At 31.7% G+C, this 25,514-nt stretch carries 22 protein-coding genes; 7 read left to right on the top strand and 15 right to left on the bottom strand.

The genetic code is table 11. The features are described from left to right. Window positions 1-489: 489 nt before the first annotated feature. Entirely contained in the window at window positions 490-5,034 is a 4,545-nt protein-coding gene (locus BGO27_03540; protein OJV12576.1) for a hypothetical protein, read from the top strand. Between the two features lie 306 nt (window positions 5,035-5,340). Next, window positions 5,341-6,441: a cell filamentation protein Fic gene (locus BGO27_03535; protein ID OJV12575.1), complete on the top strand. Its 1,101-nt coding sequence runs from the start codon at window positions 5,341-5,343 to the stop codon at window positions 6,439-6,441. Window positions 6,442-6,488: 47 nt separating this feature from the next. Here the strand turns inward: BGO27_03535 and BGO27_03530 are convergent, their stop codons facing one another. From BGO27_03530 to BGO27_03520, 3 genes are all read right to left on the bottom strand, one after another. Further along, complete coding sequence (locus tag BGO27_03530; protein ID OJV12574.1) at window positions 6,489-6,893, bottom strand: hypothetical protein; 405 nt, start codon at window positions 6,891-6,893, stop codon at window positions 6,489-6,491. Between the two features lie 74 nt (window positions 6,894-6,967). Further along, complete coding sequence (locus tag BGO27_03525; GenBank protein ID OJV12578.1) at window positions 6,968-7,294, bottom strand: hypothetical protein; 327 nt, start codon at window positions 7,292-7,294, stop codon at window positions 6,968-6,970. Continuing rightward, window positions 7,287-7,607 carry a hypothetical protein gene (locus BGO27_03520; protein ID OJV12573.1) on the bottom strand — a complete coding sequence of 107 codons (321 nt, stop codon included), beginning with the start codon at window positions 7,605-7,607 and terminating at the stop codon, window positions 7,287-7,289. The genes BGO27_03525 and BGO27_03520 overlap by 8 nt, the downstream gene beginning before the upstream one ends. Before the next feature lie 306 nt (window positions 7,608-7,913). Here BGO27_03520 and BGO27_03515 point away from each other — a divergent pair, with 306 nt between their 5' ends. Beyond that, on the top strand, window positions 7,914-8,093 hold the full coding sequence (locus BGO27_03515; protein OJV12572.1) for a hypothetical protein: 180 nt from the start codon (window positions 7,914-7,916) through the stop codon (window positions 8,091-8,093). Between the two features lies 1 nt (window position 8,094). Then, window positions 8,095-9,069 (top strand): hypothetical protein, encoded by a 975-nt coding sequence (locus BGO27_03510; GenBank protein OJV12571.1) that lies wholly within the window; start codon window positions 8,095-8,097, stop codon window positions 9,067-9,069. A gap of 18 nt (window positions 9,070-9,087) precedes the next feature. Here the strand turns inward: BGO27_03510 and BGO27_03505 are convergent, their stop codons facing one another. The 5 genes from BGO27_03505 to BGO27_03485 all read right to left on the bottom strand — a co-directional run bounded on the left by BGO27_03505 (window position 9,088) and on the right by BGO27_03485 (window position 13,754). Then, complete coding sequence (locus BGO27_03505) at window positions 9,088-9,354, bottom strand: hypothetical protein (GenBank protein ID OJV12570.1); 267 nt, start codon at window positions 9,352-9,354, stop codon at window positions 9,088-9,090. Window positions 9,355-9,361: 7 nt separating this feature from the next. Next, complete coding sequence (locus tag BGO27_03500) at window positions 9,362-9,583, bottom strand: hypothetical protein (protein ID OJV12569.1); 222 nt, start codon at window positions 9,581-9,583, stop codon at window positions 9,362-9,364. 708 nt (window positions 9,584-10,291) lie between these two features. Further along, on the bottom strand, window positions 10,292-12,511 hold the full coding sequence (locus tag BGO27_03495) for a copper-translocating P-type ATPase (protein ID OJV12568.1): 2,220 nt from the start codon (window positions 12,509-12,511) through the stop codon (window positions 10,292-10,294). Between the two features lie 16 nt (window positions 12,512-12,527). Then, a complete protein-coding gene (locus BGO27_03490) occupies window positions 12,528-12,824 on the bottom strand; it encodes a hypothetical protein (GenBank protein ID OJV12567.1) in 297 nt (98 codons plus the stop codon). A gap of 72 nt (window positions 12,825-12,896) precedes the next feature. Then, on the bottom strand, window positions 12,897-13,754 hold the full coding sequence (locus BGO27_03485) for a hypothetical protein (GenBank protein ID OJV12577.1): 858 nt from the start codon (window positions 13,752-13,754) through the stop codon (window positions 12,897-12,899). A 347-nt stretch (window positions 13,755-14,101) separates the two neighbouring features. On the opposite strand from BGO27_03485, the gene BGO27_03480 reads away from it, so the two are divergent. Then, window positions 14,102-14,284, top strand: coding sequence for a hypothetical protein (locus tag BGO27_03480; GenBank protein OJV12566.1), 183 nt, complete (start codon window positions 14,102-14,104; stop codon window positions 14,282-14,284). Window positions 14,285-14,422: 138 nt separating this feature from the next. On the opposite strand, the gene BGO27_03475 is transcribed toward BGO27_03480, so the two are convergent. Together BGO27_03475 and BGO27_03470 are read right to left on the bottom strand one after the other, a co-directional pair. Next, window positions 14,423-14,956, bottom strand: coding sequence for a hypothetical protein (locus BGO27_03475; protein ID OJV12565.1), 534 nt, complete (start codon window positions 14,954-14,956; stop codon window positions 14,423-14,425). 45 nt (window positions 14,957-15,001) lie between these two features. Further along, the gene (locus BGO27_03470) at window positions 15,002-17,233 is read right to left on the bottom strand and encodes a hypothetical protein (protein OJV12564.1); all 2,232 of its coding nucleotides are present in this window, start codon (window positions 17,231-17,233) and stop codon (window positions 15,002-15,004) included. A gap of 88 nt (window positions 17,234-17,321) precedes the next feature. Here BGO27_03470 and BGO27_03465 point away from each other — a divergent pair, with 88 nt between their 5' ends. Then, window positions 17,322-18,449, top strand: coding sequence for a hypothetical protein (locus BGO27_03465; protein ID OJV12563.1), 1,128 nt, complete (start codon window positions 17,322-17,324; stop codon window positions 18,447-18,449). A 143-nt stretch (window positions 18,450-18,592) separates the two neighbouring features. Then, the gene (locus BGO27_03460; GenBank protein ID OJV12562.1) at window positions 18,593-18,829 is read left to right on the top strand and encodes a hypothetical protein; all 237 of its coding nucleotides are present in this window, start codon (window positions 18,593-18,595) and stop codon (window positions 18,827-18,829) included. Between the two features lie 53 nt (window positions 18,830-18,882). Here the strand turns inward: BGO27_03460 and BGO27_03455 are convergent, their stop codons facing one another. The 5 genes from BGO27_03455 to BGO27_03435 are packed head-to-tail and all read right to left on the bottom strand — an operon-like array spanning window position 18,883 to window position 25,249. Then, window positions 18,883-20,979 carry a hypothetical protein gene (locus tag BGO27_03455; GenBank protein ID OJV12561.1) on the bottom strand — a complete coding sequence of 699 codons (2,097 nt, stop codon included), beginning with the start codon at window positions 20,977-20,979 and terminating at the stop codon, window positions 18,883-18,885. 38 nt (window positions 20,980-21,017) lie between these two features. Further along, entirely contained in the window at window positions 21,018-21,494 is a 477-nt protein-coding gene (locus BGO27_03450; GenBank protein ID OJV12560.1) for a hypothetical protein, read from the bottom strand. After that, a complete protein-coding gene (locus BGO27_03445) occupies window positions 21,482-23,056 on the bottom strand; it encodes a hypothetical protein (GenBank protein ID OJV12559.1) in 1,575 nt (524 codons plus the stop codon). The genes BGO27_03450 and BGO27_03445 overlap by 13 nt, the downstream gene beginning before the upstream one ends. Continuing rightward, the gene (locus tag BGO27_03440) at window positions 23,049-23,969 is read right to left on the bottom strand and encodes a hypothetical protein (GenBank protein OJV12558.1); all 921 of its coding nucleotides are present in this window, start codon (window positions 23,967-23,969) and stop codon (window positions 23,049-23,051) included. Before BGO27_03440 ends, BGO27_03445 begins: the two co-directional genes overlap by 8 nt. Next, complete coding sequence (locus tag BGO27_03435) at window positions 23,969-25,249, bottom strand: hypothetical protein (protein ID OJV12557.1); 1,281 nt, start codon at window positions 25,247-25,249, stop codon at window positions 23,969-23,971. The genes BGO27_03440 and BGO27_03435 overlap by 1 nt, the downstream gene beginning before the upstream one ends. Window positions 25,250-25,514: the final 265 nt, after the last annotated feature.

Here is a 25,514-nt window from a genome sequence, read left to right as displayed (position 1 = left end):
ACTTTGTCATCATTGTCCTTTGCTTCCTTAACTTTAACTAACGCACCTATAATATACTCGTCCTCACAAAACAAGAGACCTAGCTTATCTAAAACCTTGATAATCTCAGTGCGTCTTTTTTCAATTAGTTCAAGTTTTTCAGCTTCTAATGCTTTAATCTTATCTAATATGTTACTCATAATTTATGCCAATACAAATAGTTATAGGGAAGGGGCGTTACACCCCATCACCTTCATTGACAGACATTAAGCATCCCTGCTTGCCTGTAAATTAAATTATAACTCAGGGTGTAAAACAAAGTCAAACAAATTAATCACCTTTATTGTTTAATATCCTAGCGGGTTATAGGGGTGGCAATGAACCCCTTAAAATTAACAAAATATAAGCAACTAGTCTTGCAAGTTGCGAAACCATAGGTTATAATCTATTCTGAGGAATCGGAATAGCGCACTTACGCATTGTGAACAATGCAGGGCGAAATGAGTAAATATGGCTATCTATCATTTGTATTATTGGTATATTGGAGCAAAACGAGCAGATGGATCTGATCGTAGCCTAGTTGCATGCCTCGCATATCGCCTAACGCAGCGTTTAATTGAGACAAATATTGACCATGATACAAATGTAAAAACCTTTGATACTAAAGATTTTACTCGTAAACAAGGACTTTACAGTTCTAAGATATTAGCACCAAGTCATGCCCCAAGTTGGTGTTTAGATGAACAAAGTTTAGTAGATAAAATAATACAAGCTGAAAAAAGAAAAGATGCACGTTATGTAAGAGACTTAACGATAGCCCTTCATAATGAAATATCTATGGAAGATAACATTGTTTTATTAGAAAACTTTATTAATCAGAACTTTGTTTATAAGCATTCATTAGTTGCAAACTATGCCGTTCATATTGACAAAAAACACAATCCTCATGCACATGTGGTTGTAACAACAAGGGCAATTGAAAAAGACGGGTTTTCTGCGAAGAAAAACCGTGAAATTGATAAAGAAGATTTTCTGGATACAATACGTGAGGATTGGGCAACCTTTTCCAATGAGTACTTTGTAAAAAGAGGACTTGATATTCGCATTACTAATAAATCTTATAAGGATTTAGGGCTTGATGTCCAAGCAACAATACATGAGGGATATGCAGCTAGAATCAAGTATCAAATTGATGGTTTTGCAGATCGTATTGATCATAATAATGATGTCCGTTTAAAGAATGCGATGCTTATAATTCAAGATCCTATACAGCTCTTAAAATTGGTATGCCATAAGTATGTAAACTTCACAAATAAGGAAATTTTAGACCAATTATATAATATATGTCAGCCTGTTTATCAGAAGCTTGGAAAAGATGAGAGCTTTCAAGAATTCTTGGATTTATATATGGCTGAGCTAACTGGTAGTGATATGCTGGCAGCGTTTAAAAAAGGGAAAAAGTATAAGTCAACTGATCTACTAGAACACCTCAATAACTTAGAAGGTGCTATCAAGGATAAGAATGATTCAAGCTCAGATAATGAATCCTTTGACGCTTCAAATACTGAAGATCCTGAAGCTAATTCTAGTAATTCTGGAGAACTTAACAAAGAGAAAAGAATTAGTTTAGCGGCTAAATACTTCGAAGAGTTTTGCCGTAAAAGTAAAGGATTCTTTACAGATCATGACCTTAATAAAGCTATAAGGATTATTTCAAATAAAGCAGATAAAACATTGAAAGATGAAGTGTTAAACTTTGCTAAAGCAAACATATTTGAAATTGCCAAAGATTCTAAAGCCCGTCACTTTATCTCGAGATTTACCCTCAATAGCATGTCCAATTCTCAGATTGACGAAGTTATTCAATCTAAGCTTGGCGTTAAAGTAAACGTTGATGATTTAATATTAAAAGCACGTGAATCTGATGGTATTGAATTTAAAATAGATAAGGATATTAAAGACTTATCTAATAAGGTAGTCAAAGAGTTATCAGAAAAATTAGGTGTCTTTACTAAAAATGACCTTACTAGGGCGATTAATCAGCATGTTAGTGTCGAGCAAGCAGATAAAAAAATCAATATTTTGCTTAGAGAGCATATAATTAAAAACCACTTAAGGCTTATGCCTAGACAAACTTTAAAAGGCGAGAACATATATAGTACTTGGGAATATATTAAAGTTGAAGAAGATATTTTAACTTTAGTGAATAAGCTTAATAAAACTAAGTCTGATGTATATTATAGTTCCGAATTTGAAAGAATGCTTGGGCTTACGGATTTATCAATTCCTCAGCAGGGAGCTGTTCGCCATGTTCTTAAGTCTAACAATATATCTATTATTCAAGGGGTTGCTGGTGCAGGTAAAACAAGGTTATTGTTGAGGTTTAAAGAGCTTACTAAACAAACCTCAAAAGGTACCAAAATGTATGGTATAGCTCTTGCTGGGGCAGCTGCACGAAATGGTTATAATGAAACAGGAATTGAATTCTCCACTGCCGAAATGTTCTTAAGAAAATATCATAGAGACCTAAAAAGAGGTGATATTCTTGTCATTGATGAATCGGGAATGCTTGATGCTAGAAAAATACGTGAAGTACTAAAGATTGTGGAAAGAGTAGGCGCTAAAGTGGTAATGGTTGGTGATATTAACCAAGCGCAGCCAATTGATGCAGGTCAATTGTTTGGATATCTTGGTCATAAGCTTGGTACATATGAACTAACAGAGGTTCGTAGGCAAAGGGATGAATGGCAAAGAAAAGCAACTATTCACATGGCTAATGATGAGTTTTATGAAGCTTTAAGTTTATATAATGAGAATAAGTGTTTTAGAGAGTATGAGAATTTAGAGCAAGCCAAAAAGATGGCTGCAATTGATATAGTGACTGACGTACTGGAAGGTAAGTCAAACTTTGATGATTCAATAATACTAACAAGAAACAATAAAGAAGTAGATGAGCTGAACCAGTTAGTTAGAAATCTTTATATTAAGGCTGGAAGGCTGAAAGAGCAGTTTAAAATTAAAGTTGCTAAGGGTAATTACCTTAACTTCTCAGTTGGCGACCGAATTATGTTCTTACAAAATGAATATAAAGATTACAATATTCGTAACGGTATGACGGGTAAGATACTTGAGATTAAAGGGGATATCCTTACTATTGATGTAGTTGGCGAAGGCATTAAGAAGATAGACGTTACGAAATATAACCATATAACACACGCATATGCGGCAACAATTAACAAGTGGCAGGGCGGCTCGGTTGAAAGCGTGTATGCCTTACTTACCAAAACACTTGATTCAAACCTATCTTATCCTTTACTTACAAGGCATAAAGCGAAATTAAAACTATATTATGATAAGAAGAGCTTTAATATTAAACCTAACGACAACATAGTATTTAAACTAGCTGCAAAACTTGCAAGAAGAGCAGTTAAATATAACGTTATTAGCTTCCAAAAAAGCCAAAGAGAACTTGAATACGAAGATAACGCTTTTAGGGATGTTAAAGAGTATAAACAGGTTAATGAAAGAATATTTGATTTGTATAAAGATTATGAGAATGTTGAGGAACGCTCTAAAACACTCCCTGCATTATTTAGTAGAAGAAAGGAATTAGCTCAAAGTATATTGAATGATTACGAAAAAGCAAAAATGTATGTTCAAGAAGCTGGTTATAACAAACTCAAGCTATTAAAAGATGCCAAGTTGCTTGCAACAAGTGACTTTACCGAGAAGCAAAAAGCTAAGATTAAAGAATTCTTGGAGCATGCTAATACTCCTAAAGGTATATTGCTAGCAGACGAGATTGTTAGAACCTGCAATGTTAATCTTTGTCTTGAGATCTTAAATGATAAAGAATTTGATTCATTAGTTCAAAATGCACAGTCAATAAAAGACATCAAAGATAATAATCATTATCAATATATTTATGATATTTATAGTGATGAACAGATAGCATTTGGACTGAAAAGTAAAAAGGATTCATTCATTCGTGATCAAGTCGTAGAAGTCTTTAAAAACATCAATGAGGATAAGGAAACCCTTCTTGAGTTAGAAAGGCAGCTTGAAATGTTTGCAGTTGTAATAAACAAAGAAGAATACAAGATTGAGGAGCTCACCAAAGAAATCAAATTACTAGAGACAAACAAAGACGTTAATGCTGAAGAAATACAGAAAAAAGAGATTTTATTAGAAGCAGCAAAAGAGTTTGTTGAAGTTAAACGCAAAGGTAAGGAATATAATAAATTACTTGTAAAAATCCAAAATACCAAAGAAAAAATCGGTAGATTCATGGACGAAGCCCAATACGAGGTTCTTAACAATTTAGTAGACCGTATTTATAGATTCGAAGCTAATATATCTGATAAAGTTGACGGATGTGTTTTAGATGTAATGCAGAAAGATAGCTTTATGCAGCAGGCACAGGAATATAAAAGCATTATGGCTATTAGAATCAGCCAGCACAATGAAGAGGTAAAAGAATTAGAAGCTATTATTAATTTAGATAAAGAGATATCTAAATTAAGGGATGAGTTATATTCTGCAAAAGAAACAATAAGAATTACAGCATCAAATGTTGAGGACTATAAAACTCATATTACTAATAATTACCCAGAAATAGCCGATAAGGTTATTCAGACTTTAGAATCACCAAGTTTTGACCAGCTTGACTTAAATGAACACTTTAAGAAGCAATACGGAGGTATTTTAAATAGGATCTTTAGTAAAGGTCAAAAATATCAAGAAAGAGCTGTCAAATTTAAAGAGTATAGTGAGAAACTAAGATTTTCACTTAGAAAAAGAGAAGATGCAGTTATTATAAGTAAAATAGCAGAAGAAAAGCTTGTTGCAGCCAAGCTTAAGATTCAGGATATCCTACAAGAACAGAGTCTAAGTGAAAAAGCTCTTAATATAAGTAATAATTTAGCGGATAGTAAATATATACCTTCTAAGATGAAAGAGGAAAAATTAAAACATCTTGATTCAATACTAATTGATTTAAAGGTTAATGCTGATGCTAATAATATAAATATAAAACCAAACGGCTTTAAAATGTAGTTTAATCTTGTCTTTACGACGTAATAAATCTAAAGTTGAATTAGCCGCGTAAAAAAGCTTACCTTTCTGAAAAGGGCAAAGAGTCATCAATGCCCTTGAAGTATTCCAATAATCACCAATAAATCCATAAAGTATTGGGTAATGCCTTATAGTCTATATTATTAGACCTTATTATTCCTGAATTAAAAAGCCGTATTTTAACAATGCGGAGATTATATTCATTATTCTACGCATAATATGCGGTGAATAATGTTGTTATTGCGTTGAAAATGTGATATAATCTATGCATAATATGCGGAGATAGCGATGTACATTCATCAATTACCTTTATGGCCAAGATTTTCATATAACAAAGATATACTTGGGGATTTGCTTGCAAATGTAAGATACCAACAAGGCAAGCTTCTAGGTAAAATGTTACAATTTGGTTTTGAGTTAAGGGAGGAAGCTACTTTAAGAATTCTTACAGAAGAGATTATTAAAACAAGTGCAATTGAAGGGGAAGAGCTATCGGTTGAAGCAGTACGTTCATCAATCGCTAATAGGATGGGAATAGAAATAGCTGGGTTAAATAAAGCAGATAGAAATGTTGAGGGTATTGTTGAAGTCATGTTAAATGCAACCAAGGACAATATTAAACCCTTAACAAAACAAAGGCTTTTTGATTGGCATTATGCCTTATTTCCTACTGGAAGAAATGGTATGCATAAAATTAATGTTGGCTCTTGGAGGAAACCAGAGAATGATCCTATGCAAGTGGTTTCAGGGGCTTATGGCAGGGAAAAGGTTCATTATGAAGCACCTAGTGGTCATATTATTGAAAACGAAATGCAACATTTTTTAGATTGGTTTAATAATTCAAATAATGAAAACCCAGTTCTAAAAGCAGCAATAGCACATTTCTGGTTTGTTACAATACACCCTTTTGATGATGGTAATGGTAGAATAGCAAGGGCTATTTCAGAATTATTACTTGCTAGAAGTGAGGCTAGTCCGCAAAGATTTTATAGTATGTCTAGCCAAATCCAGAAAGACCGCAGTAAATATTATGAGATATTAGAGAATAGCCAAAAAGGAAATCTTGATATAACTGAATGGATTAAGTATTTCCTTGAAACACTTTCTTTAGCCGTTCTGGATTCTGAAAACCTGCTTGGTAATATTCTTGCAAAAGCTAAGTTTTGGGATGTATTTAAAGACCAGTATTTAAATGAACGACAAAAGAATATTATTAACCGCTTACTAGAGGATTTTGAAGGTAAACTAACATCATCAAAATGGGCGAAAATTTGTAAATGCTCGCAAGATACGGCAATTAGAGATCTCAAAGATCTAATTGAAAAGGGTATTCTGAAAAAGGACGATCTAAGTGGTAGAAGCACGTCATACTCATTGGTTGAATATTGAAAAGCGGAAAACATTAAAATATGTTTTCCTGATTTCATACTTCTATGTTATTTCTTTTTATTCTTTTTTTGTTTATTTTGCTTTGAATTTTCTGGAACTTCAAATGTATATTTTGTACCGACAGATTTGTCACCTTTCGCATATTGTAAGGCTTGATTGATACCTTCCAAAATCTCTTTCTCTAATTTAGTTAGCTGTTCTGTTTCTGATTTAGATGGTTTTTTACTATCTTGCAGATTATATTTTTCCTTCATTTCTTCAAAGCTAATCAATTTAGGGTTTGATTCCATAATTTTAACGGCATCATCATAATCTTCTTTGTCTATTAATGACTCTATATATAGATCAATAGCCTCATCTATAATCATATCTAAGGATTTATTGTATTTTTTCGAGAAATGCTTCAAATATTCAAGTTTTTCTTCATTAATATTAATGATTTCATTCATCATCTTTTTTTCCGTCTATTTAATGCTGTACTGCTGTTTTCCAAGCAATATTATGTATTTCATAAAATGATTAGTTATCATTTCCCTAGTATGTTTCTTACATGGAAATCTAATTCTACATTAAGCCCGTCCATTATCTTCAGGAAAGTTGTAAGCTTAGGCTCTGTCTTACCATTCAATAATTTATATAGATTTTGACGATTAATAGTACTTTTCTTTGCTAGTTTTGCTATTCCCCCTTGTGCCTCTGCCACGCTTTTTAGAGCTAATAGGAAAGCTTTTGTGTCTCCATCATTCTTATATTCTTCTAATGCTACTTTTAAATAGATTTCTGCATCATCCGGTTCGCTAAGTAAGGAAAGATTGAACTCTTCAAACGTCCTAAAATTATTTTTGTTACTCATCACTTTCTCCTTTAAAATCATACCAATACTCCTGAGCCTTTTGTATATCATTCTTTTGCGTACTTTTATCTCCTCCGATTAGAAGTACAACTAACCTGGCTCCTTTTTTCCCAAAATAAATACGGTATCCGGAACCAAAAAATAACCTCATTTCATATAAATTTTTCTCGATTGTTTTATAATCGCCAAGATTACCTAAAGCTATTCTTGCTACCCTGTTTCTTATTCTAGCAGCAGTTTCTTTGTCCTTTATCGATTTCAACCACTCAGTAAAAGGTTCTTTGTTATTTTTTTTATAAATTAATATTTCCACTTTGCATCTATATACATTTCTTATTTAATTAATTGTCGCACAAAAGCGACAATATGTCAATTATATTTTTATTTAATTTTGCATTTACTACCTAGAACCCATCTTCTCGGTACTAAACAGCAAAAGGCTGTTTTCCATTAGCCCCAGATATGCACGAAACTCATTTTTAGAACTTATAAAAAATATTGCAAAGTTTACTACCGAGAAGATTTAATATAATGAAAGACGTACGTTATGTACGTATTGACTATTAAGAACAGTACGTATATTATTAATATAACGTACGTTATTATAATAATGGTCATTATGCATAAAGAAATCTCTTCAATTGAACTTAGACAAAATTTAGCTGACGTTCTAAACCAAGTGAATTATAAAAATGAAACTTTTATAATTACAAAGAACGGGAAACCAACAGCAGCACTTATTGACTTAGAAACTTTAAATAAGCTAAAGGATCTACAACCAGATAATACAAGTAGCTAATATGACTAATATTGAAGTTTTAGAATCTAGAGACATTAACATCACCCTGCACAAAGAATCGCAAAACGATTCACTTGGTTACTGGCTGGATACTTATTTTGCAACTCAGGTGCTAAATGCAGCCCCTGGCACAATTAAAGCCAAAAAAAACGATATCACCAAGTTTTTAGAATACTTTTATAAATCTATGAAAACCGACAATATCGATTTTTGGACTACTTCAGTGTCTAAAGGATTTCAAAATCATTTGTTAGAGATTCTATATAACTTTACTTATATCAATAGAATCTTCGCAACCATAAGACATGCGGCTAGGTGGATACATACCCAGCGGAACTTCTTAGCAGGAAATCCCCTTAAAGACGTTATGGATATAGGCATTGAAGAGCCTCAGTGGAGAGGCTTAGACAACTTAACTATACAAAGACTTAAAGCAAGTTGTGAACACCGCATTGCTTTATGTACCAGAGCTAACCAAAACCCATTGATGGAAGTTGCAGTTTTTTATACTTTACTCTACACGGGCTTGAGGGTTTCAGAGCTTGTAAGGCTAAATATAGAGCAATATCATTCAAGAGGTTTTCATAACGTCATAAGAAAAGGGCGAAAGGTTTCAAAAAAAATACCTTTACCAAGTGACGCTAAAGAAAGGGTAGATTTATATTTGCAAACTAGGAAAGAGCTTTTAGAAAAAGAACCGCTATTTGTTTCTAAAAGTGGAAAGAGGCTAACAACAAGAGATGTAAGTTTAATTTGTGATAGGATTGCTAAACAGGCTTCTGTAAAGTCACAAGAACCAATAAAATTATCTCCTCATATGCTCAGGCACACAGTTTTAAAAGCAATTACTAAAGAAGAAGGAATTGAGGTTGCTCATAGACTCAGTGGCAATACTACAATCAAAGAGCTTTTAAGATATATTGCCCCTACTCATGAGGAACTCGCAGCCGCAACAGAAAAGCTATTCAAGAAATAATCTTTATTATAGTGTAAATTATTTAAATAAATCCGAATGTGTACCCGTTCTAATCAAATTTAATTCCTTGATATCTTTATAATAAATTAATAGCCAATCGGGTTCAATATGGCATTCTCTATAGTCATTATAATTAACTAATTTATGGTCTTTATTTTTGATTGGAAGCTTCACATTAGTGGATAGTTTATCGACAATAACTTCAATTTTGCTTAAATTCTTACCTCTTTTCTTCATGAGTCTCAAGTCTTTCTCAAATTGTATTGTGGTTTTAATCTTTAGCATAAAATTATTATCTGAACTTATTAAATAATTCCTTAGCGGAATTATAGGTGTTTAGGTTTTTGTTTTGGTTAACGTCATCTATAGCTTTTAAAGTACTACTTTTAAAAGTTTTCTTTTCATTAAATACACTTTCAAGAATCAGTTCTTTTATCGATTTCCCCTCAAGCGAAGCCATAACCTTGATTTGCTTATGTTGTTCTGGCGTTACTTCCAATACTATTCTAGACATTTCATAACCTTATAATATTTCTTATAATAATAGCATAAATATACATATTGTCAAATGTACATTTATGCTACCTTCTTAAACAAAGTCCTAAGTTAATTATTTAATAATCATGGATTTTTATATATAGGTAATATAAAATTATTATAACGAGTATTTTAAATGTTTGCCCTAATCGACTGCAATAACTTTTATGCTTTTTGTGAGAGGATATTTAATCCAAATCTCAAAATTTGTTTTAGCCTTTTCGCAAAAGCTAGTAAATTCTAAATGATCAAATAATATTTTCGATGTTCAATATAAGTAGCTTTTCTTATAGGTTTATGAATGCTAATTACTGTATCAAAGTTCAAATGCTTACATATATAACTTATAACTAAATTTGAGAGTTCACTTGAATTTTTTAATAACCTGCCATATAGCCTTAAAGCACATAATTTATGACTATTTGTTAAAATTACCTAGAGAAGAAAAATATGAACTGAGAGAAAGTGACGAAAGTTACCTTGGAGTGAAAAGTATCAGTATTTAATGTTCTTTAAAATCGAATAAGTTTTGAACATTTAAGGCATAATTTTCCTAACACTTTCGCGGTTAATATCCCATTTTCTATCGTTATTTTTACTCTGAAATTACCTGGAACCTTCTCTTTAATATTATACTTCTCCGTTATGTAAAACTAATATTTTAAGTAAAATAAATCACCCTAATTTATAAGTCCTTCAATCTAAGTGAATTTATTATTACCGAGATAGAACTAAAGCTCATTGCCACACTTGCAAATATTGGGCTTAATAATACTCCAAGCCAGGGATATAAAATACCTGCTGCTATAGGTACTCCAAGTATATTATAAATAAAAGCAAAGAAAAGATTTTGCTTAATATTACGAATAGTAGCTTTGCTAAGTTTATAAGCTTTGATTATACCGTTAATATCGCCTTTAAGTAATGTAATCCCTGCACTTTCTATAGCTATATCTGTGCCATTTCCCATGGCAATCCCTACATTGGCTTGAGCTAAAGCAATAGCATCATTAATGCCATCTCCTGCCATCGCTACAATCTTACCTTGAAGCTGTAGATCTTTAATAACTTCTGCTTTACGGGCAGGAGTAACTCCCGCTTCTACCTTGTTTATATTTAACTTCTTAGCTATAGCTAAAGCAGTAGTAAGATTATCACCTGTTAACATTATAATATTAACATTATTCTGTTTTAACTCTTTAATCGCATTACAAGCTGAAGGTTTAATAGGATCGGCTGTACAGAACAAAGCCTCTATCTTACCCTCAATCCCAAAGAACATAACGGTTTGGCCATCTCTTCTCATTTCAAAAGCTAGCTTATCTATTTGCTCTATATTGTTAACTTCTTCACTAAATAATTTTAGATTACCAAAAGAGATAGCTACTCCATCAATTGAGCCTATTATTCCTTGCCCAGTAATTGATTGAAAATTTTCTACTTTCGCTAGATTGATATTCTTTTCCTTTGCGGCATTAACAATTGCCGCAGCCAATGGATGCTCACTATTCTGCTCAAGGCTTGCAGCCCAGTAGAGCAATTTACTCTCATCATACTCCCCAAGAGATTTAATCAAAGTTAGCTTAGCCTTTCCTTCAGTTAAAGTACCCGTCTTATCAACGACTATGGTATCAATTTTACTGAGTAACTCTAAACTAGAAGCATCTTTAATTAAAATTCCCAGCTTAGCGCCTTTTCCACTGGCTGCCATAATGGACATGGGAGTGGCAAGACCTAAAGCGCATGGACATGCTATGATTAATACCGCAATACTATTAACCATAGCATAAGCTAATTTTGGCTCAGGACCAGCAATATACCAAATTAAACCCGTGATAATGGCAATAAGTATCACTATTGGTACAAAATAAGCTGAAGTTAAGTCTGCTAATTTCTGGATTTGCATTTTGCTTCTTTGAGCTTTTGATACCATCTCAACTATTTGTGCAAGTACTGTTTCTTTACCTATACGCTCTGCTTTAACAATTATACTACCATTACCATTCAGAGTTCCGCCTATAACTTTATCTCCTATGTTCTTATATACAGGCATTGATTCGCCCGTTAACATAGATTCATCTATATTACTGTTACCTTCTATAATAATGGCATCCACTGGTATTTTCTCACCTGGCCTAATTCTAATAAGGTTACCTATTGCTACTTCTTCTAGTGGTATATCTACCTCTGTATTATCAGATTTAACTATACGGGCAGTTTTTGGAGCCAGTCCTAATAACTCACGAATTGCATTGTTACTATAACTCCTGGCTTTAAGCTCCATCACCTGACCAAGTAATGCAAGCGTTGTAATCACTCCTGCAGCCTCAAAATAAACTCCTACTTTCTGTAGTAGTATGAATTGATGGACTAAGATAATAGATATTACACTGAATATATAAGCTGCTCCTATCCCTAAGCTAAGTAATGTATACATATTTAAGCTTTTATTGAGTAGTGATTGATAACCTAATTTAAAAAATGGCCAACCACCCCAAATTACAATTGGGGTTGCAAGTAGCAGTTCTAATATGTTAGATATTTTATCTGGAATACCAATAAAATGCTTACCCATTGCTATAATCATCAATGGTATTGCTAAAACAGCAGAAATAATAAACCTTTTTTTCATGGAGAGATATTCATGATCTTCTCCTACTTCTAATGTAATTTGTTCTGGTTCAAGTGCCATCCCACATTTTGAGCAGTTTCCAGGACCTTTTTGTCTTATCTCAGGATGCATAGGGCAAGTAAAAAAAGCATCTTTTCCTACATTTAAATCTCCCTTATTGTTTGCCTGATGAATAGCACAACAACTAGCATGATTTTTATGCTCAACTTGGTCATCAGAAGTTTTAATATGCTTAGCACTATGATGATGGTGCTGATGTTCTTGGGTATTCATATATTGCCCTCTAATTTTACTCAAACTTTTTGATCAATTTTTTAATTTCTTCTATTTTTTTCTGCTTTTCATATTCGTCATTTGAATCAAAAGCTTTAGTGACACAATGTGATAAATGAGATTCTAAGATATTTACCTCTACATTTCTTATAGCTATTCTTACCGCCTTTAATTGAGTTAGTATTTCAGGACAATATCTACTTTCTTCTATCATTTTTTTTATACCTTCAATCTGACCTTTAATTTTATTTAATCTTGGTAAATTGATATCATGCATAATGGATTTGTTGTTGATTGTTTTATCATTTGTCATAGCTAAACCTTACTATACCGTATGTTAGAATTTAACTAATGTCAATAAAAAGCCACTGTGCTTTATAAGTTACTAGTGTTGCATTTCATCACATTGTTTGGTTTCAATCTGAATAGTAATATGATCTATACTAAATTCCGAATGTAAGAATTCTCGCATGTTTTTAATAAGTTCATCTTGATTATTAATATTACTATTAACAATAACATGAAGAGTTATTGCGTTACTAGTTGAACTAATCGACCAAATATGTATATGATGAATATCTATAATTAGAGTATTTAACTTTAATAGCTGTGTTTTTACTAGCTCGGGAGTAATGCCTTCTGGGCTACTTTCCATTAGGACCATAGAAGATTGTTTAATTAAGCGCCATGTAGTTTTAAGTAATAAAATTGAAATAAATAATGATAAAATAGGATCAATATTCATCCATCCAGTATATATTATAACTACGCCAGCTACAAACGCTGCAAGCGAACCCAATAAATCGCTTATAACATGAAGTAAGGCACTTTTAATGTTCATATCTTTATGTGAAGATTTGCTAATTATCCAAAAAGCTATAGCATTAACTACAGCCCCAGCTAAGCCTACGTATATTAAGGTTTTACCCTCTAACGTTATTGGTTCAAACAACCTTATTATTGCTTCATAAATAATATAGATAGAGAGAATCAATAAACTTAAACCATTTATCAGAGTGGCAATAATCTGAAAGCGATGGTAGCCATAGGTAAAAATACTATTGGCCGGTCTTTTAGAATAATAAATTGCTATCCAAGATAAAGCTAAGGCTAAGGCATCAGTAAACATATGTCCCGCATCAGACAAAATAGTTAGAGACTGCGAAATTATGCCAACAACAATTTCAACAATCATAAAGCTTACAGTAAGTATTAGTGACTTTAAAAGTAAGCTGCTATTCATATCAAGATTATGGTGTGCATGCTCATGCAGTGTTTTATGTTTACGTTTGCTATTATTATGAGAATGTTCCATATAACCTCTACTTATTATTTATTTTTAAAATAAATAGAAAAAGAGAATAGAAATTACTAAAGCGCCCATGCGCCTAAAGTTAATTGTTAGTAATCATTATTTCCTTTTTCATACATTATAACTTGCTTTATTTTCAATAGTATAATTAAACCCAATACTGATTATAACATATTTACTAACAAATTATATATTTATTTACATGGACTTGATTAAATGTTATGATTAAATAATCTTTTCTCCTTAAAGTACTAACAATTACGCAAGAGGATACTTATATGAGCAAAATTTTATTAACAGCAATTTCAATATTATTAAGCATTAAGCTAAGTTATGCCAATGAAAATAAAGACAAAGAAGATATAAAAAAACAAGAACAAGTTAAAAACATGGATATGAAAGATATGGACCATAAAAATATGACGAATAAAGAAAATACACAAACTAATAATAAAAAATAATTACATTTAATAATAATTTATTAAATGTCTCCGTAAATATAAGGGTAGCTTAAAGCTACCCTTATATTTTTTCTTATATATTTTAAGGTTGTCAAATTTTTCTAATAATACTAAAGTTTTATGTCATGCACTTTTTTATCACCATATTCTTTGTAATAATTTAATTTTATTTAAAAATTGGTGTTTTAAAGCAGCCCCTACATGTACTATTATTAAAGCTGAAAATATGTATGGTATTATTGCATGAATTTCATGGAATAACATACTTAATTCTGAATTTTTTTCAATAAATTTAGGCAAAGTAAATGAAAAAAAAGGAATTTTATATCCAGCAAAACTTGTAGCGAAAATTCCTGTAAGTGGAGCTATCAACATAAAAAAATATAAAAGTTTATGACCTATAGAAGAAGCTAAGTTATTAAATTTACTTATATTTGATGGCAAAGGAGGGATATATGTAGAAAATCTAATATAAGATCTTATAAAAAATAATACTAAAATTAAAATCCCAAAAGATCTATGTAAATTAAAAAGCTCTTTTTTCAAAGGCAGCCCACTTTTTAGTTTTATCATAAACCAACCTTCGCCAATCATAGCAATTAATAATATAGCCATTAACCAATGTAATATTCTTAAACTTAAATGATATTTATTATTATTTTCTAATTTCATAAATTTTTCCTATATTATATTTAGTCTTTTGAAAACATATTAATTTCAAAATTTTATAGATAATCCGATTCCAAATTTTTCTTTGGCATCATAATTACCGGAAATATATAATTGCTTAGTGATGGAATAATTAAGATTAAATCTATATTCGCTATTAGTATTCCATTTCCAATCAAGATTTGTACGATTAGTTAACTGATGTTCATTATTTAAACCAAAACGAAGTTTACCTTTTGAGTCTAAGCGTACATCACTTTTAATTAAAAATGGTAGAGTATATTCAAAACCTATAATGGCTTTATTGGAAGTATCACCGTCTTCTTTAGCAAAACTGCCTCCAACATATGCACCAAAGAACTGAGAAGTAAATCTCTGATATCTAATTTCGGCTTCATAATCCTTGTTATAATTATGCTCTACATCGAATAATAGGTTATCATCATTTCTGGTAAACTTAGTGCTAAAGCTAGCTAAGTTTGAAAATCCTTCAAGTCTATTAACTGCAAACCATTTGTTACCATGGTCTTTTGAATGATTTTTAGAGTGATTAGGGGTATTTTTATCTTCAGGATCAGAGTAACTAACAATGCCACCCATACCTAGTTTCATATGGTAAAGATTATGACAATGGAAGATCCAATCTTTTTCTTCATTAGCATAAAATTCAATTGTTGTAGTTTCATAAGGCGCTATATTTACCGTATGCTTTAATGGACTTTCTTTACCTTGGCCGTTTAGCACTCTAAAGAAATGCCCATGAAGATGAATAGGATGATGCATCATAGTTTTATTAACCAGAGTCATCCTCACATTTTCACCTTTTTTAATAAAGAATTTATCAGCTGCATACATAGGTGTATCATTAATAGTCCATACATAGCGTTCCATTGACCCAGTTAAATTAAGGGTAATTTCTCGGATTGGGTTATTTTTAGGAAGGGTAGAATCTGATAAAGATTTAAGAGCTTTGTAGTTATCCAAATAAGCTATATGTGGTAATTGAGGAGCTGCTTTTGGTTTGTTTTCTTTGTGTCCTTTATATTCCATTTTATCCATGGCTTGCATATTATGCATTTCATGTGTAGAGGATTGTTGTGGTTTTGAATGATCCATGTTCGCCATATCATTCATTTTTATATCCGCTTTAGGAGTATTATTACTACTTTCCATAGCAGTCATACTTGTCATGTCATGACCTTTTGGGCTAGAAGAGCTGCCGCCCATACTACTCATATCGTGCATACCGGACATATTCATATCCATAAGCACTAAGTTAGGCTTGGGAATAGTTGGGGCTGCAACCAATTTTCCTGCACCAATTCTAGCAGTGGCATATCCTGTGCCATCTTCTGAAGTTGCTCTAAACTCATAAGTTTTATTATCTGGTACTGTAACAATAACATCATAGGTCTCAGCCATGGCAATTCTAATTCTTTGAGCGGTAAAAGGCTTAACTTTTATGCCATCTGCTTCAATAACTTTCATAGTGCTGCCGGAATATTCCAGAATAAAATATGAAGAAGCTGCAGCATTAATAATCCTCAGTCTTATTTTGCTTCCTGGTTTTGCTTTACTTAAATCTAATGACTTTTTGCCATTAATGAGAAATGCATCATAACCTACATCTGACATATCCATAGGTCCCATTCGCATGACAGCATTTTTTACTCTTAAATCAAAAGCTTTGTAACCATTGCTTAAAACTTTATCCCAAGATTGCACCGAGTCTTTCTTAAGTGCATAATAATCAGGATCTTTTTTAATATTGGCAAGTACTTGTTCGGGATGTTCATCGGTCCAATCTGAAAGTACTACTATATGTTCTTCATCATATGTTTCTGTTTCTTTCTCAGGATAAAATATCATCGAACCATATACACCCTGTTGCTCTTGTAGTCCTGAGTGAGAGTGATACCAATAAGTACCTGGATGAGTTACTTTATATTGATAAGTAAAGCTCTTGCCTGGATGAATTGGTGGAGTATTTATATAAGGAACCCCATCTTGATCATTAGGTAATAGCACGCCATGCCAGTGTATTGAGGTTTCCTCAGCTAAATAGTTGTTAACTGTAATTTTTAAAGTATCACCTACTTTTGCTTTAACAGTAGGCCCTGGTATAGAATTATTTATTGCTAATCCTCTAGCCTCTTGACCACTATAATTTACCGTTTCATAGTTAACATTAAAAATATATTCTACTGTTTTAGCCTCAGCAAAATTGTTAAATAAAATAACATAGGCTGTAGATAGTAAATATAATATTTTTTTAAACATGGAAAATCCTATATTAGTTTGTTATTTGATTATACTATAAGTAATATTTAAAAAATATATAAATATATTTATTAGGTTTCAAATAAATATGCTGAGAAAATTACTTTTTATATTATTTATAAATTTTCTACTGTCTTCTTGTATTGTTTTCAAAAGTACTAGGCCATCATTACAAAATAATAATGTTTCATTTTATAAAATAAATAAAATAGTAGAAAAATATCCTCAGCTTCCTTGGGACCAATTTACAATAGTATTTTTAAAAAAATACTATAAATATAAACCTGAAGATATGAAATTTATGTTATTAAAAGGTGGTTACTCAGAAGACGCACTTTTTAAAGTTAATTTATTATCTAAGAATTACATTTTAAGGTTTATAGGGTTGAACCGTCCAAAAAATGATCGTGATTTTATTATACAATCTTTTGTATGGGCAGGTTCAAATAATTTTGGTCCGAAAGTTTATTTATATGATAAAGATTCAACATTTCTACTTATGGACTTTTTAGAAGGTAAAACCTTGGAATTAAAAGATACTAAAAATGCAAGTATTTTAAAAGCGTTAGGAAAAACTTTATTTAAAATACATAATGCACCTAATCCAAAATCAAATATTCGACAAATGAGCCAGTTTACTATTGGAAGAGATTGGTATTTATCAGTTAAGAATACTAAGCGTAAATATTTTGGACCTAGCATCCTAAAAGTCGCTTATAATCATTGGCTAAAATTAAATAAAGAAGTAAATGAAACCTCTTATAAAAATTCAATGCTTCATAATGACCCAAACTTAAGAAATGTACTATGGAATGGTAAGAAAATTTTCTTATTAGATTGGGAATTAGCTGGATTAGCAGACCCAAGGAAAGAGTTAGCGCATATATGTGCTTGGTACGGATTAAATGATAAATTAACTGATGTTTTTCTTTCCTCTTACTTGAAACGTAAGCCTTCTTTTCAAGAGTTATTAATTAATGAAAAAATGAAAAAAATAATTTTATTAGAATTTGCATGGGTTGGTTTATCAAGCTTAAAAAATAATATATCTATTAATGATTGGGATAGTTTTTATGCTAAAGCTGGGCCAAAAACAGTTGAAGATTTATCTTTAATTCAAATAAACTCAGAAAGCAAACCTTCTGATGAAACATTAAGAATAATTTATTTAGGCTTGATTAAACAATTCATAATTAAAGTTACCAAAGATAAATAAAATTTATTATCTTAAATATCATATAATTTTTTTAGCCAATATTTAATATGTGATTCAGTCTCGTAATTACAATATCTATAATTTTAATTTAATTCCATATATTTATTATTTGTAAAAACTTAAGAGCGTATCTTTTTGCCAAAATGTTGCTGATACCCCTAATAGATATAGTTCCTGGCGATAAACTACAGTTGCCTCTTATACAAATTGATAAGCCAAAACCTAAGCTAATGAATGTATTAGATGAAATTAATGGAAAGTTCGGCAGAAACACTCTTTTCTTTGCTGCTCAAGGTATTAATGGAGATTGGCAACCTCAATGCACTAAAAAGTCGCCTAATTATACTACATGTTGGGATGATTTGATAAAGGTGGTATAGAGAAAATAAAATAAGGGAATTTAAACTTTTGACCATCAACTCCCTTTTTTTAATTACATAACAAATGAAACCTTTTTCTCAGGCTGAATATGCATAGCTGAGTGAACGATCTTATGATTTACTTCTTGCACTTTTGCCAGAACTTCTGGTTTTTGGATGAATTCTTTTCTAAACTTTAAATCATTATAGTATACAAGGAAATCATCCCAATTACTTGGTTCAGAGACATAGGATTTATATATTTCTTCCTTAGAATATTTTTGATTATTAAAAATCAAAGCTATTTTAGCATCAATGTAATTTTGAGTACTTTCTTTAATATAATTTGCAAACTCATCTTTATCGTAAAAAACACAATTTACTAAATTTGGATTTCTACAAGGAGTCGTTTGATGTGATTCTTTTGTATAATATTGAAATTTTGATGAATTTAGTTTCATAATTATTGTTATGTCTTCCATATATCCTGATACCTTTGATAACGTAAATTTCTTATCTAGATAATCAAGCTTCGCAAGATACTTATAAACTTCCTCTACTGCAAGCAAGTTACTATTGTTTAAAACTAAAACTTCTAAATCTAATTTATTAACATAGCCCCGAAATTCATTAGCAATGCTTTTATTGTAGTGTGGTATTTCTGAATCTTTTATATAATTACGTATAGCGACAGTGCCATTGGAATTTTCATATATATTAATATACTTATCTAGTAATGTAATAAACTCAAATTTATTATTAAATTTCTGATATCTTTCATTTGGCTGAAATGGAGAAATATCATCATGAAGAAATGTGCTATTAATATTATAGACTGAAACCCAAGCATTACGACTTATTGGCTCAGCCATATATTCTAAACAAACATAATGTTTAGGAAAGTTTTCCCATATCTTTTCCTTTATTTTTATTAAGTTATTGGGTTGAAGACAATATTCGTAGGTTTTTCTTATGTTTGCATTATATTCGTCTTTACGATAATTATCCTCTTGTGAGTAGTAATAACTTATTAATTCTGAGGGTTTTGGAATTAATTCTTTTATTTGACTTATATTTTGATTATATATAGCTAGATCCTCCCTATACTTGTATTTTTGTCTTAATAATGAAGTTACATTTTTTGGACATTTACTTAATGTAATTTCTTGTACTGTTTGATTCAGGAGCTTTTGACAATAATCTATTTTGTCTTGTAAATCTTTTATATCATTTTGATATTTGCTAATTTTAGTATCATTTAATTTGATAGTCTCATATCTTTTGTTATAAATTTCAACTAATTCACGGTCATTAGTATCTCTTCCAAATGTTTTATTTAATTTTTTAAAGACAGAAAATAATTTTGCGTCATGATAGTTTTGAAATTTTTTAGGTAGTTCATACATTTCATATAGATTATTGTCTAAAAACTTTTTAAATAGCTTGCATTCAATGTTTATATGTTTGTCCAAATCATATTCCTTGCAAAACCAACTTGAGCTTGTATTAATTTCGGAAATATATTCAAGGAATTCTTCTGCCATGCTATGGAATTTATCTATAGGCATAACTCCTTCTTCTGTTTCTAAAAAATTTGCCGTAAAAGGGATTAGGCATTCTAATTTATGATTAGCATCACCAAAGTTCATGTCATCATAAGCACTATGTATTTCATATAAAAAATCTTGAATTGAATGAAGTTCCTTTAATAACTGCGTCGAATATTCAATGTTATAATTTAAAAACTTATTAAATATGGTAAAATTATCTTTATAATTTTTAGCCATATGAAGGTTGTGCTTTTCATCTATTATATTAAGCTCCTCTAAATAGTAAAAGATTTCATCAACACTTAATAAATCTCCATTATTGATAAGTATCTTCTCAATATCTAATTTGCATGCATATAATAAGTCTTGAAGGGAGTGTTTTTCTAAACATTCATAACCTATTATTTTATGGTTATACTTACTAAGTTCATCTAAACTCTTCTGATTTAAGCTTCTTAAATAAGGACTTATATATTTAATTAGCTCTTCTTTTGTTTCAAATAGCTGATATAAAACTCCGTTATCCTCATATCTAAAGTTTTCCAAACTAAATACCGATGGTTCTGGATGATCAGGATCTAAATAATCTATACAAATATAGTGTTCTGGTTTTGTTGTCATTTTGGTTACCTTCTTAAAAATTAAAATTAATAAAGCTCTTAAAACGTGTGAAAGTTTTTTGAAAATTTGTATATATACTTAGCTGAATGCTCTACATTCTTTGAATGAAATACTGCAACAGCTTTTCGCCAATTTTGATAAACCCCGTAGTTGGTTCTTATAAACTTAGCGGCGTATTCTATGTTATTTTGGGGGTTAAACATGTCGTTTACGTCCTTAAAAGCAGATTTATGATATTTGTAATTAATCTGCATACATCCAATATCAATATTGGTGACGCCTTTTTCGATAAGATTCTTGACGTATTCAATAGCATGTTCCTTTGTTCTAAAATAATAACCTTTACCCTTCACATTTACTGTCCATGGATGCTTTAATGACTCTATATGCGACACCGTTTGAAGGATTCCTTGAGGAATACCGTACTTTTCAGCTGCATTACTAAAATGCGCCTTGCATGATGCTTCTGCGCTTATTGAAAAAAGTACCAGCATTAAAAAAACTAATCTAACCATGTGATTAACCTCCTATTGTTAAACCAAAAGGGAATACTTGCGAAAATTGGTGTATTGGTGCCTAGATCGGATATAATGATGCATTTGTCTTCAGGTAATGAAGTTATTGTCTGGGGCGAAACTAAATCATCTTTTTCATAGGTTACAGATGTGCTTTTGCCTTGCTGATTGGTTTGAACGTTTTCTTTCTTTATCACCGTTTTGCCAATTGCCTGAGAAATGAGGTTAGCTGTTTCTATATCATTTTGCTTAAGTACAATTCTGTACTTGCAAAAAGACTGAAGAACCTGAGCAAAATCTTTTCCGTAAATATCGTATAACTGATTAATAGTCTGGGCTACAAAGATACAGTTAAACTTGTATGACCTTGATATTGCTGGCAAATCAACAAGCGACTTTACTTTTCCTAGTCTTGGGAACTCGTCCATTATTAAAGTAATGCTTCTTGCCTCTGCTTTAGGCTCGCCGTTAGATAAAAGATTACTCGAAACCCTATCAAAAAAGAGCGAGATAACAGGCGATAACCAGTCTCTATCTTGGTCAGGTACTATCAAATATATAGTAATAGGCTTAATTTCATGATTGCGTAAGTCTTCAATAGCAAAACTACTATTACCGCTCATTGCGTTTCTAACATTTTCACTAGCATAAACAGATAATATATTACTTATGCAACCACTAACACCCGACCACTGTTCAGAAGAATGTGTATCATTTGAAATATCATTACAAAGGCTTACTAAGTACTTTAAATCAGAGATTTTAGGATCCCTTAAAATAGCTTTAAATACTTCTTTTGCATCTTGTGAAGTATAGAAATCTCTAATATCAGGTAATGAGGTTGAACCGTTAAGTTCAATTAAATAGCAGGCTATTGTAGAAATTGCGAGTTTAGCCCTGTCGTTAAAAAACTTTCCATTGCCGCTAGTTTCCGCTGAATTAGGCATCAATATGCTAAGAACCATTTCAACGTAATCAGCAACGTTTTTGTTACTAGCTTTAATCATATTGCTGTCAAATGGATTGAAGACGCAACTTTCTTTCATTGAAGGACTAAAAACTAAGATATCGCTAAACTTTGATCTTTGTTCTTTTGTTTTAGCATATATCTCACCTTTGGGATCATGAACTACTATAGAATTACTGCAAGTAAACATAGTAGGAATGATAAAACCTGCTGTCTTACCTGTCCCAGGGGGTGCAAAAAGGAGTATTGAAGTATTAGTTTTAGTAAAAAGGTAATTAAACCCTTTTTTTCCTAAAACAATGCCTTCTTTAAAATTAATTTCAGAAAAGAAAAGGTCAAAGAAAGTAGCCCATCTAGCATTTTTATCCTTTTTGACCTTTTCTTTTACAAAATTTACTATGAAGAACATGCCAAACGCAGCTAGCATCAGGCTTACGAGATAAACCCATGGTAAATTTAAGCCATTTGACTTGAAAAGCTGGTAAGCTCCTACAAATGGAACGTAGCTATACCCCATATTAAACATAATATTAGGTATCATAACCAGCATTAAAAAAAGGTTTACTACCAGAAATACAATTGTAATATCAAGCATCAATCATCTCCTTTTTTTTAGCTATGGAATATGAAATAGAGGAATCAGTTCGTTTAGCTAAAACTACCATATCGATTTTTTCCTCTAAAATACGGTAAAGGCTATCTTGTGATGTACTATCGATATTTCCATTGATAACAGCATATTGCGTTACAGCTCTAAGTGCTGATTCGTATGAATCGGCATGTATGGTTGCCATACTACCCTCATGAGCTGACTCAATAGCCCTATTTAAAATGAAAGCATTCTCCTTTCTGATTTCACCTACTATAATGCGGTCAGGGTTAAGCCTCATTGCTTCATTTAAAGCCTCAGCTGCACTAGAAGATCTAGAATGTTCGTCGTAAACAATTGAGCACCAGTCAGGATGATTACACTTAATTTCAGGTATACCTTCTAAAGTAAGGATTGTTTCATTGTGCGGAATTTGAGAAACCAAAGCATTAAGTAAAGTTGTCTTTCCTGATCCAGTACTGCCCGCTATTAAAATAGTCTTTTTCGCAATAACCGCTTGTTTTAATTCTTCCCTTAAAGCCTCATCTTTAATCACTTCTTCAAAAACTATTGGCTTACTTCTGTTAAGCCTTAAATTCATTGAAAACTCGTGACGTGATAATTTGCCCCCTACAATGGTAACTCTATTGCCCGTACCAAATTCCAATGAAACAGCATTTTTGCTTTCTAAGTCAATGTCATGGGCATTAGCAAGTAAAGTGACGAATTGCTTTAAATAAGAGAGTGACAAACTTTCATCTACATATATTTTGCGGTTACCAAAAATATCCTTAGTAATCACTTCCTCAGGCTTATTGATTTTAACCTCAAAAATTGTTTCATCATCTGCATATTTTAGAATTTCTTTTGAATAAAAGCGCAACATAGGGCGACTCTCTAAAAAATAATCTAAGTCCATTATTCAGCCTCCCCTAATTTTCTGCCAGATCCACATATCTTGAAACTTCTAACAGGGCTGTCCAAATCTTTATAAGTACTTCCATCTATACGTATATATGTTGGCACTTCATTTACCATAGATGTGTAGCAGACTGGTTTGCTAAAACTAAGGTCATAATAGTACCACTTTATTAACCCAGTATCACCGATTCCACTTGATTGTGATGAATATTTAGGTGCGGAAATGTGAACTGACCAAGTAGGTAATTCATCGCTATACTCAAAATTAATTTCGTTACCTGAATTATCTAACCAAGGCGCAGCTGCAACGCCAGTATAACCATATTCGGGAAGAACAGCTTTTTGATTAAGCTGATTATAATAATTTTTAGGATCTTGTAGTGTATACCTAAAACCTGAATCGATTTTAGAAGTAAGTAAATAGTTTGAATCATCATAAGTAAATGAAGGTATGCGTGATAATTCCATATTGGGATATGGCTTGAGTATATCATTAGCAACTTTAATCTGTTCTGAACCTATAGGGCTTGCAATTAAAGTTAAATTAGCTTGTGTGTACGGCGCTTTTTCATATAACATACATGCACCAGCCTTTATCTTTTCATTACCTCTTATGACAACAGGAAACGCATTGATATAGCTCATCTTTTCATTATCACTATGCTTAATTCCGCAGGTTTCATATTCTGCATTGATGATTTCATCGGTTGGAATGCAAGATGATATCTGAAGCTCATTACCGTTATCATCGTAGAAGAATGCTTTTACCACGTGAATCAGTTTTGTATCTTCATTATAATAATACGGCTCATCTTGACATATCTCGCCTCTAAGTACTGCATTCACTTTAGGCAAGCATTGGCTGATTTGAGTTATTACGCCGTCAATATCAACAATTTTACGGGTATTTACTATAGGCTTATCGTCAAAATTGCTTTGTGTGCATCCATCAATTGTTTCAACAATCTGTATCGGATTGATTTTATCAGGCTGGCACTTCTCAACTTGCACAACCTCATCTTTTGAGTTTCGGTAACTTAATCTATATTGTTTAAAGGCTACATTTTCTTTTGCATCTATTTTAGGAGTACAAGCCTGAAAATCTTTAACAATTTCGTATTTAAGGTTTGAGTCATGGCAGCTAACTATCTCCTTTCCGCCTCTTAAGACTCTTTCCTGTACTACCGCTTGCATTGCAGAAAGATCAACTCTAATAGTACAGCCGTCTGTAGTGGTTACATTTGTTAGCTTTTCAAATTGTGGGTTAAATTGAGGCATCTCTCTTTGGGGTTGTGGATTTCCGTATCCACCACTTTGAAAACCACTATTATTGCTTGGCGTATGACCAAGCTCATTTTTCTTTTCCTCTTTTTTCTTTTCTTTTTCATTTTCGATATTGCCTTTTGTTAAATCCTCATAAGCCTTAGCAAGAACTTCTGGCTTTCCTTTGATGGTAAACTTGTCGCCTTCGTCAATTTCCCCTTCTACATGCGGCTTACTTAAAAATGGCTCATCTAAGTTTGTTTCTTTCCCTAAAAGGCTA

The organism is Alphaproteobacteria bacterium 33-17, from assembly GCA_001897445.1.
Classification (GTDB): domain Bacteria; phylum Pseudomonadota; class Alphaproteobacteria; order Rickettsiales; family 33-17; genus 33-17.
Note: the sequence above shows the minus strand (reverse complement) of the source record. Positions and strands in the feature narration are given on the sequence as shown.

Excerpts from the sequence above, each read along its gene's own strand:
- BGO27_03540 (OJV12576.1), top strand. The coding sequence starts at position 490 with ATGGCTATCTATCATTTGTATTATTGGTATATTGGAGCAAAACGAGCA.
- BGO27_03535 (OJV12575.1), top strand. The coding sequence starts at position 5,341 with ATGTACATTCATCAATTACCTTTATGGCCAAGATTTTCATATAACAAA.
- BGO27_03530 (OJV12574.1), bottom strand. The coding sequence starts at position 6,893 with ATGATGAATGAAATCATTAATATTAATGAAGAAAAACTTGAATATTTG.
- BGO27_03525 (OJV12578.1), bottom strand. The coding sequence starts at position 7,294 with ATGAGTAACAAAAATAATTTTAGGACGTTTGAAGAGTTCAATCTTTCC.
- BGO27_03515 (OJV12572.1), top strand. The coding sequence starts at position 7,914 with ATGCATAAAGAAATCTCTTCAATTGAACTTAGACAAAATTTAGCTGAC.
- BGO27_03510 (OJV12571.1), top strand. The coding sequence starts at position 8,095 with ATGACTAATATTGAAGTTTTAGAATCTAGAGACATTAACATCACCCTG.
- BGO27_03505 (OJV12570.1), bottom strand. The coding sequence starts at position 9,354 with ATGCTAAAGATTAAAACCACAATACAATTTGAGAAAGACTTGAGACTC.
- BGO27_03500 (OJV12569.1), bottom strand. The coding sequence starts at position 9,583 with ATGTCTAGAATAGTATTGGAAGTAACGCCAGAACAACATAAGCAAATC.
- BGO27_03495 (OJV12568.1), bottom strand. The coding sequence starts at position 12,511 with ATGAATACCCAAGAACATCAGCACCATCATCATAGTGCTAAGCATATT.
- BGO27_03490 (OJV12567.1), bottom strand. The coding sequence starts at position 12,824 with ATGACAAATGATAAAACAATCAACAACAAATCCATTATGCATGATATC.
- BGO27_03485 (OJV12577.1), bottom strand. The coding sequence starts at position 13,754 with ATGAATAGCAGCTTACTTTTAAAGTCACTAATACTTACTGTAAGCTTT.
- BGO27_03480 (OJV12566.1), top strand. The coding sequence starts at position 14,102 with ATGAGCAAAATTTTATTAACAGCAATTTCAATATTATTAAGCATTAAG.
- BGO27_03475 (OJV12565.1), bottom strand. The coding sequence starts at position 14,956 with ATGAAATTAGAAAATAATAATAAATATCATTTAAGTTTAAGAATATTA.
- BGO27_03470 (OJV12564.1), bottom strand. The coding sequence starts at position 17,233 with ATGTTTAAAAAAATATTATATTTACTATCTACAGCCTATGTTATTTTA.
- BGO27_03465 (OJV12563.1), top strand. The coding sequence starts at position 17,322 with ATGCTGAGAAAATTACTTTTTATATTATTTATAAATTTTCTACTGTCT.
- BGO27_03460 (OJV12562.1), top strand. The coding sequence starts at position 18,593 with ATGTTGCTGATACCCCTAATAGATATAGTTCCTGGCGATAAACTACAG.
- BGO27_03455 (OJV12561.1), bottom strand. The coding sequence starts at position 20,979 with ATGACAACAAAACCAGAACACTATATTTGTATAGATTATTTAGATCCT.
- BGO27_03450 (OJV12560.1), bottom strand. The coding sequence starts at position 21,494 with ATGGTTAGATTAGTTTTTTTAATGCTGGTACTTTTTTCAATAAGCGCA.
- BGO27_03445 (OJV12559.1), bottom strand. The coding sequence starts at position 23,056 with ATGCTTGATATTACAATTGTATTTCTGGTAGTAAACCTTTTTTTAATG.
- BGO27_03440 (OJV12558.1), bottom strand. The coding sequence starts at position 23,969 with ATGGACTTAGATTATTTTTTAGAGAGTCGCCCTATGTTGCGCTTTTAT.
- BGO27_03435 (OJV12557.1), bottom strand. The coding sequence starts at position 25,249 with ATGCCTCAATTTAACCCACAATTTGAAAAGCTAACAAATGTAACCACT.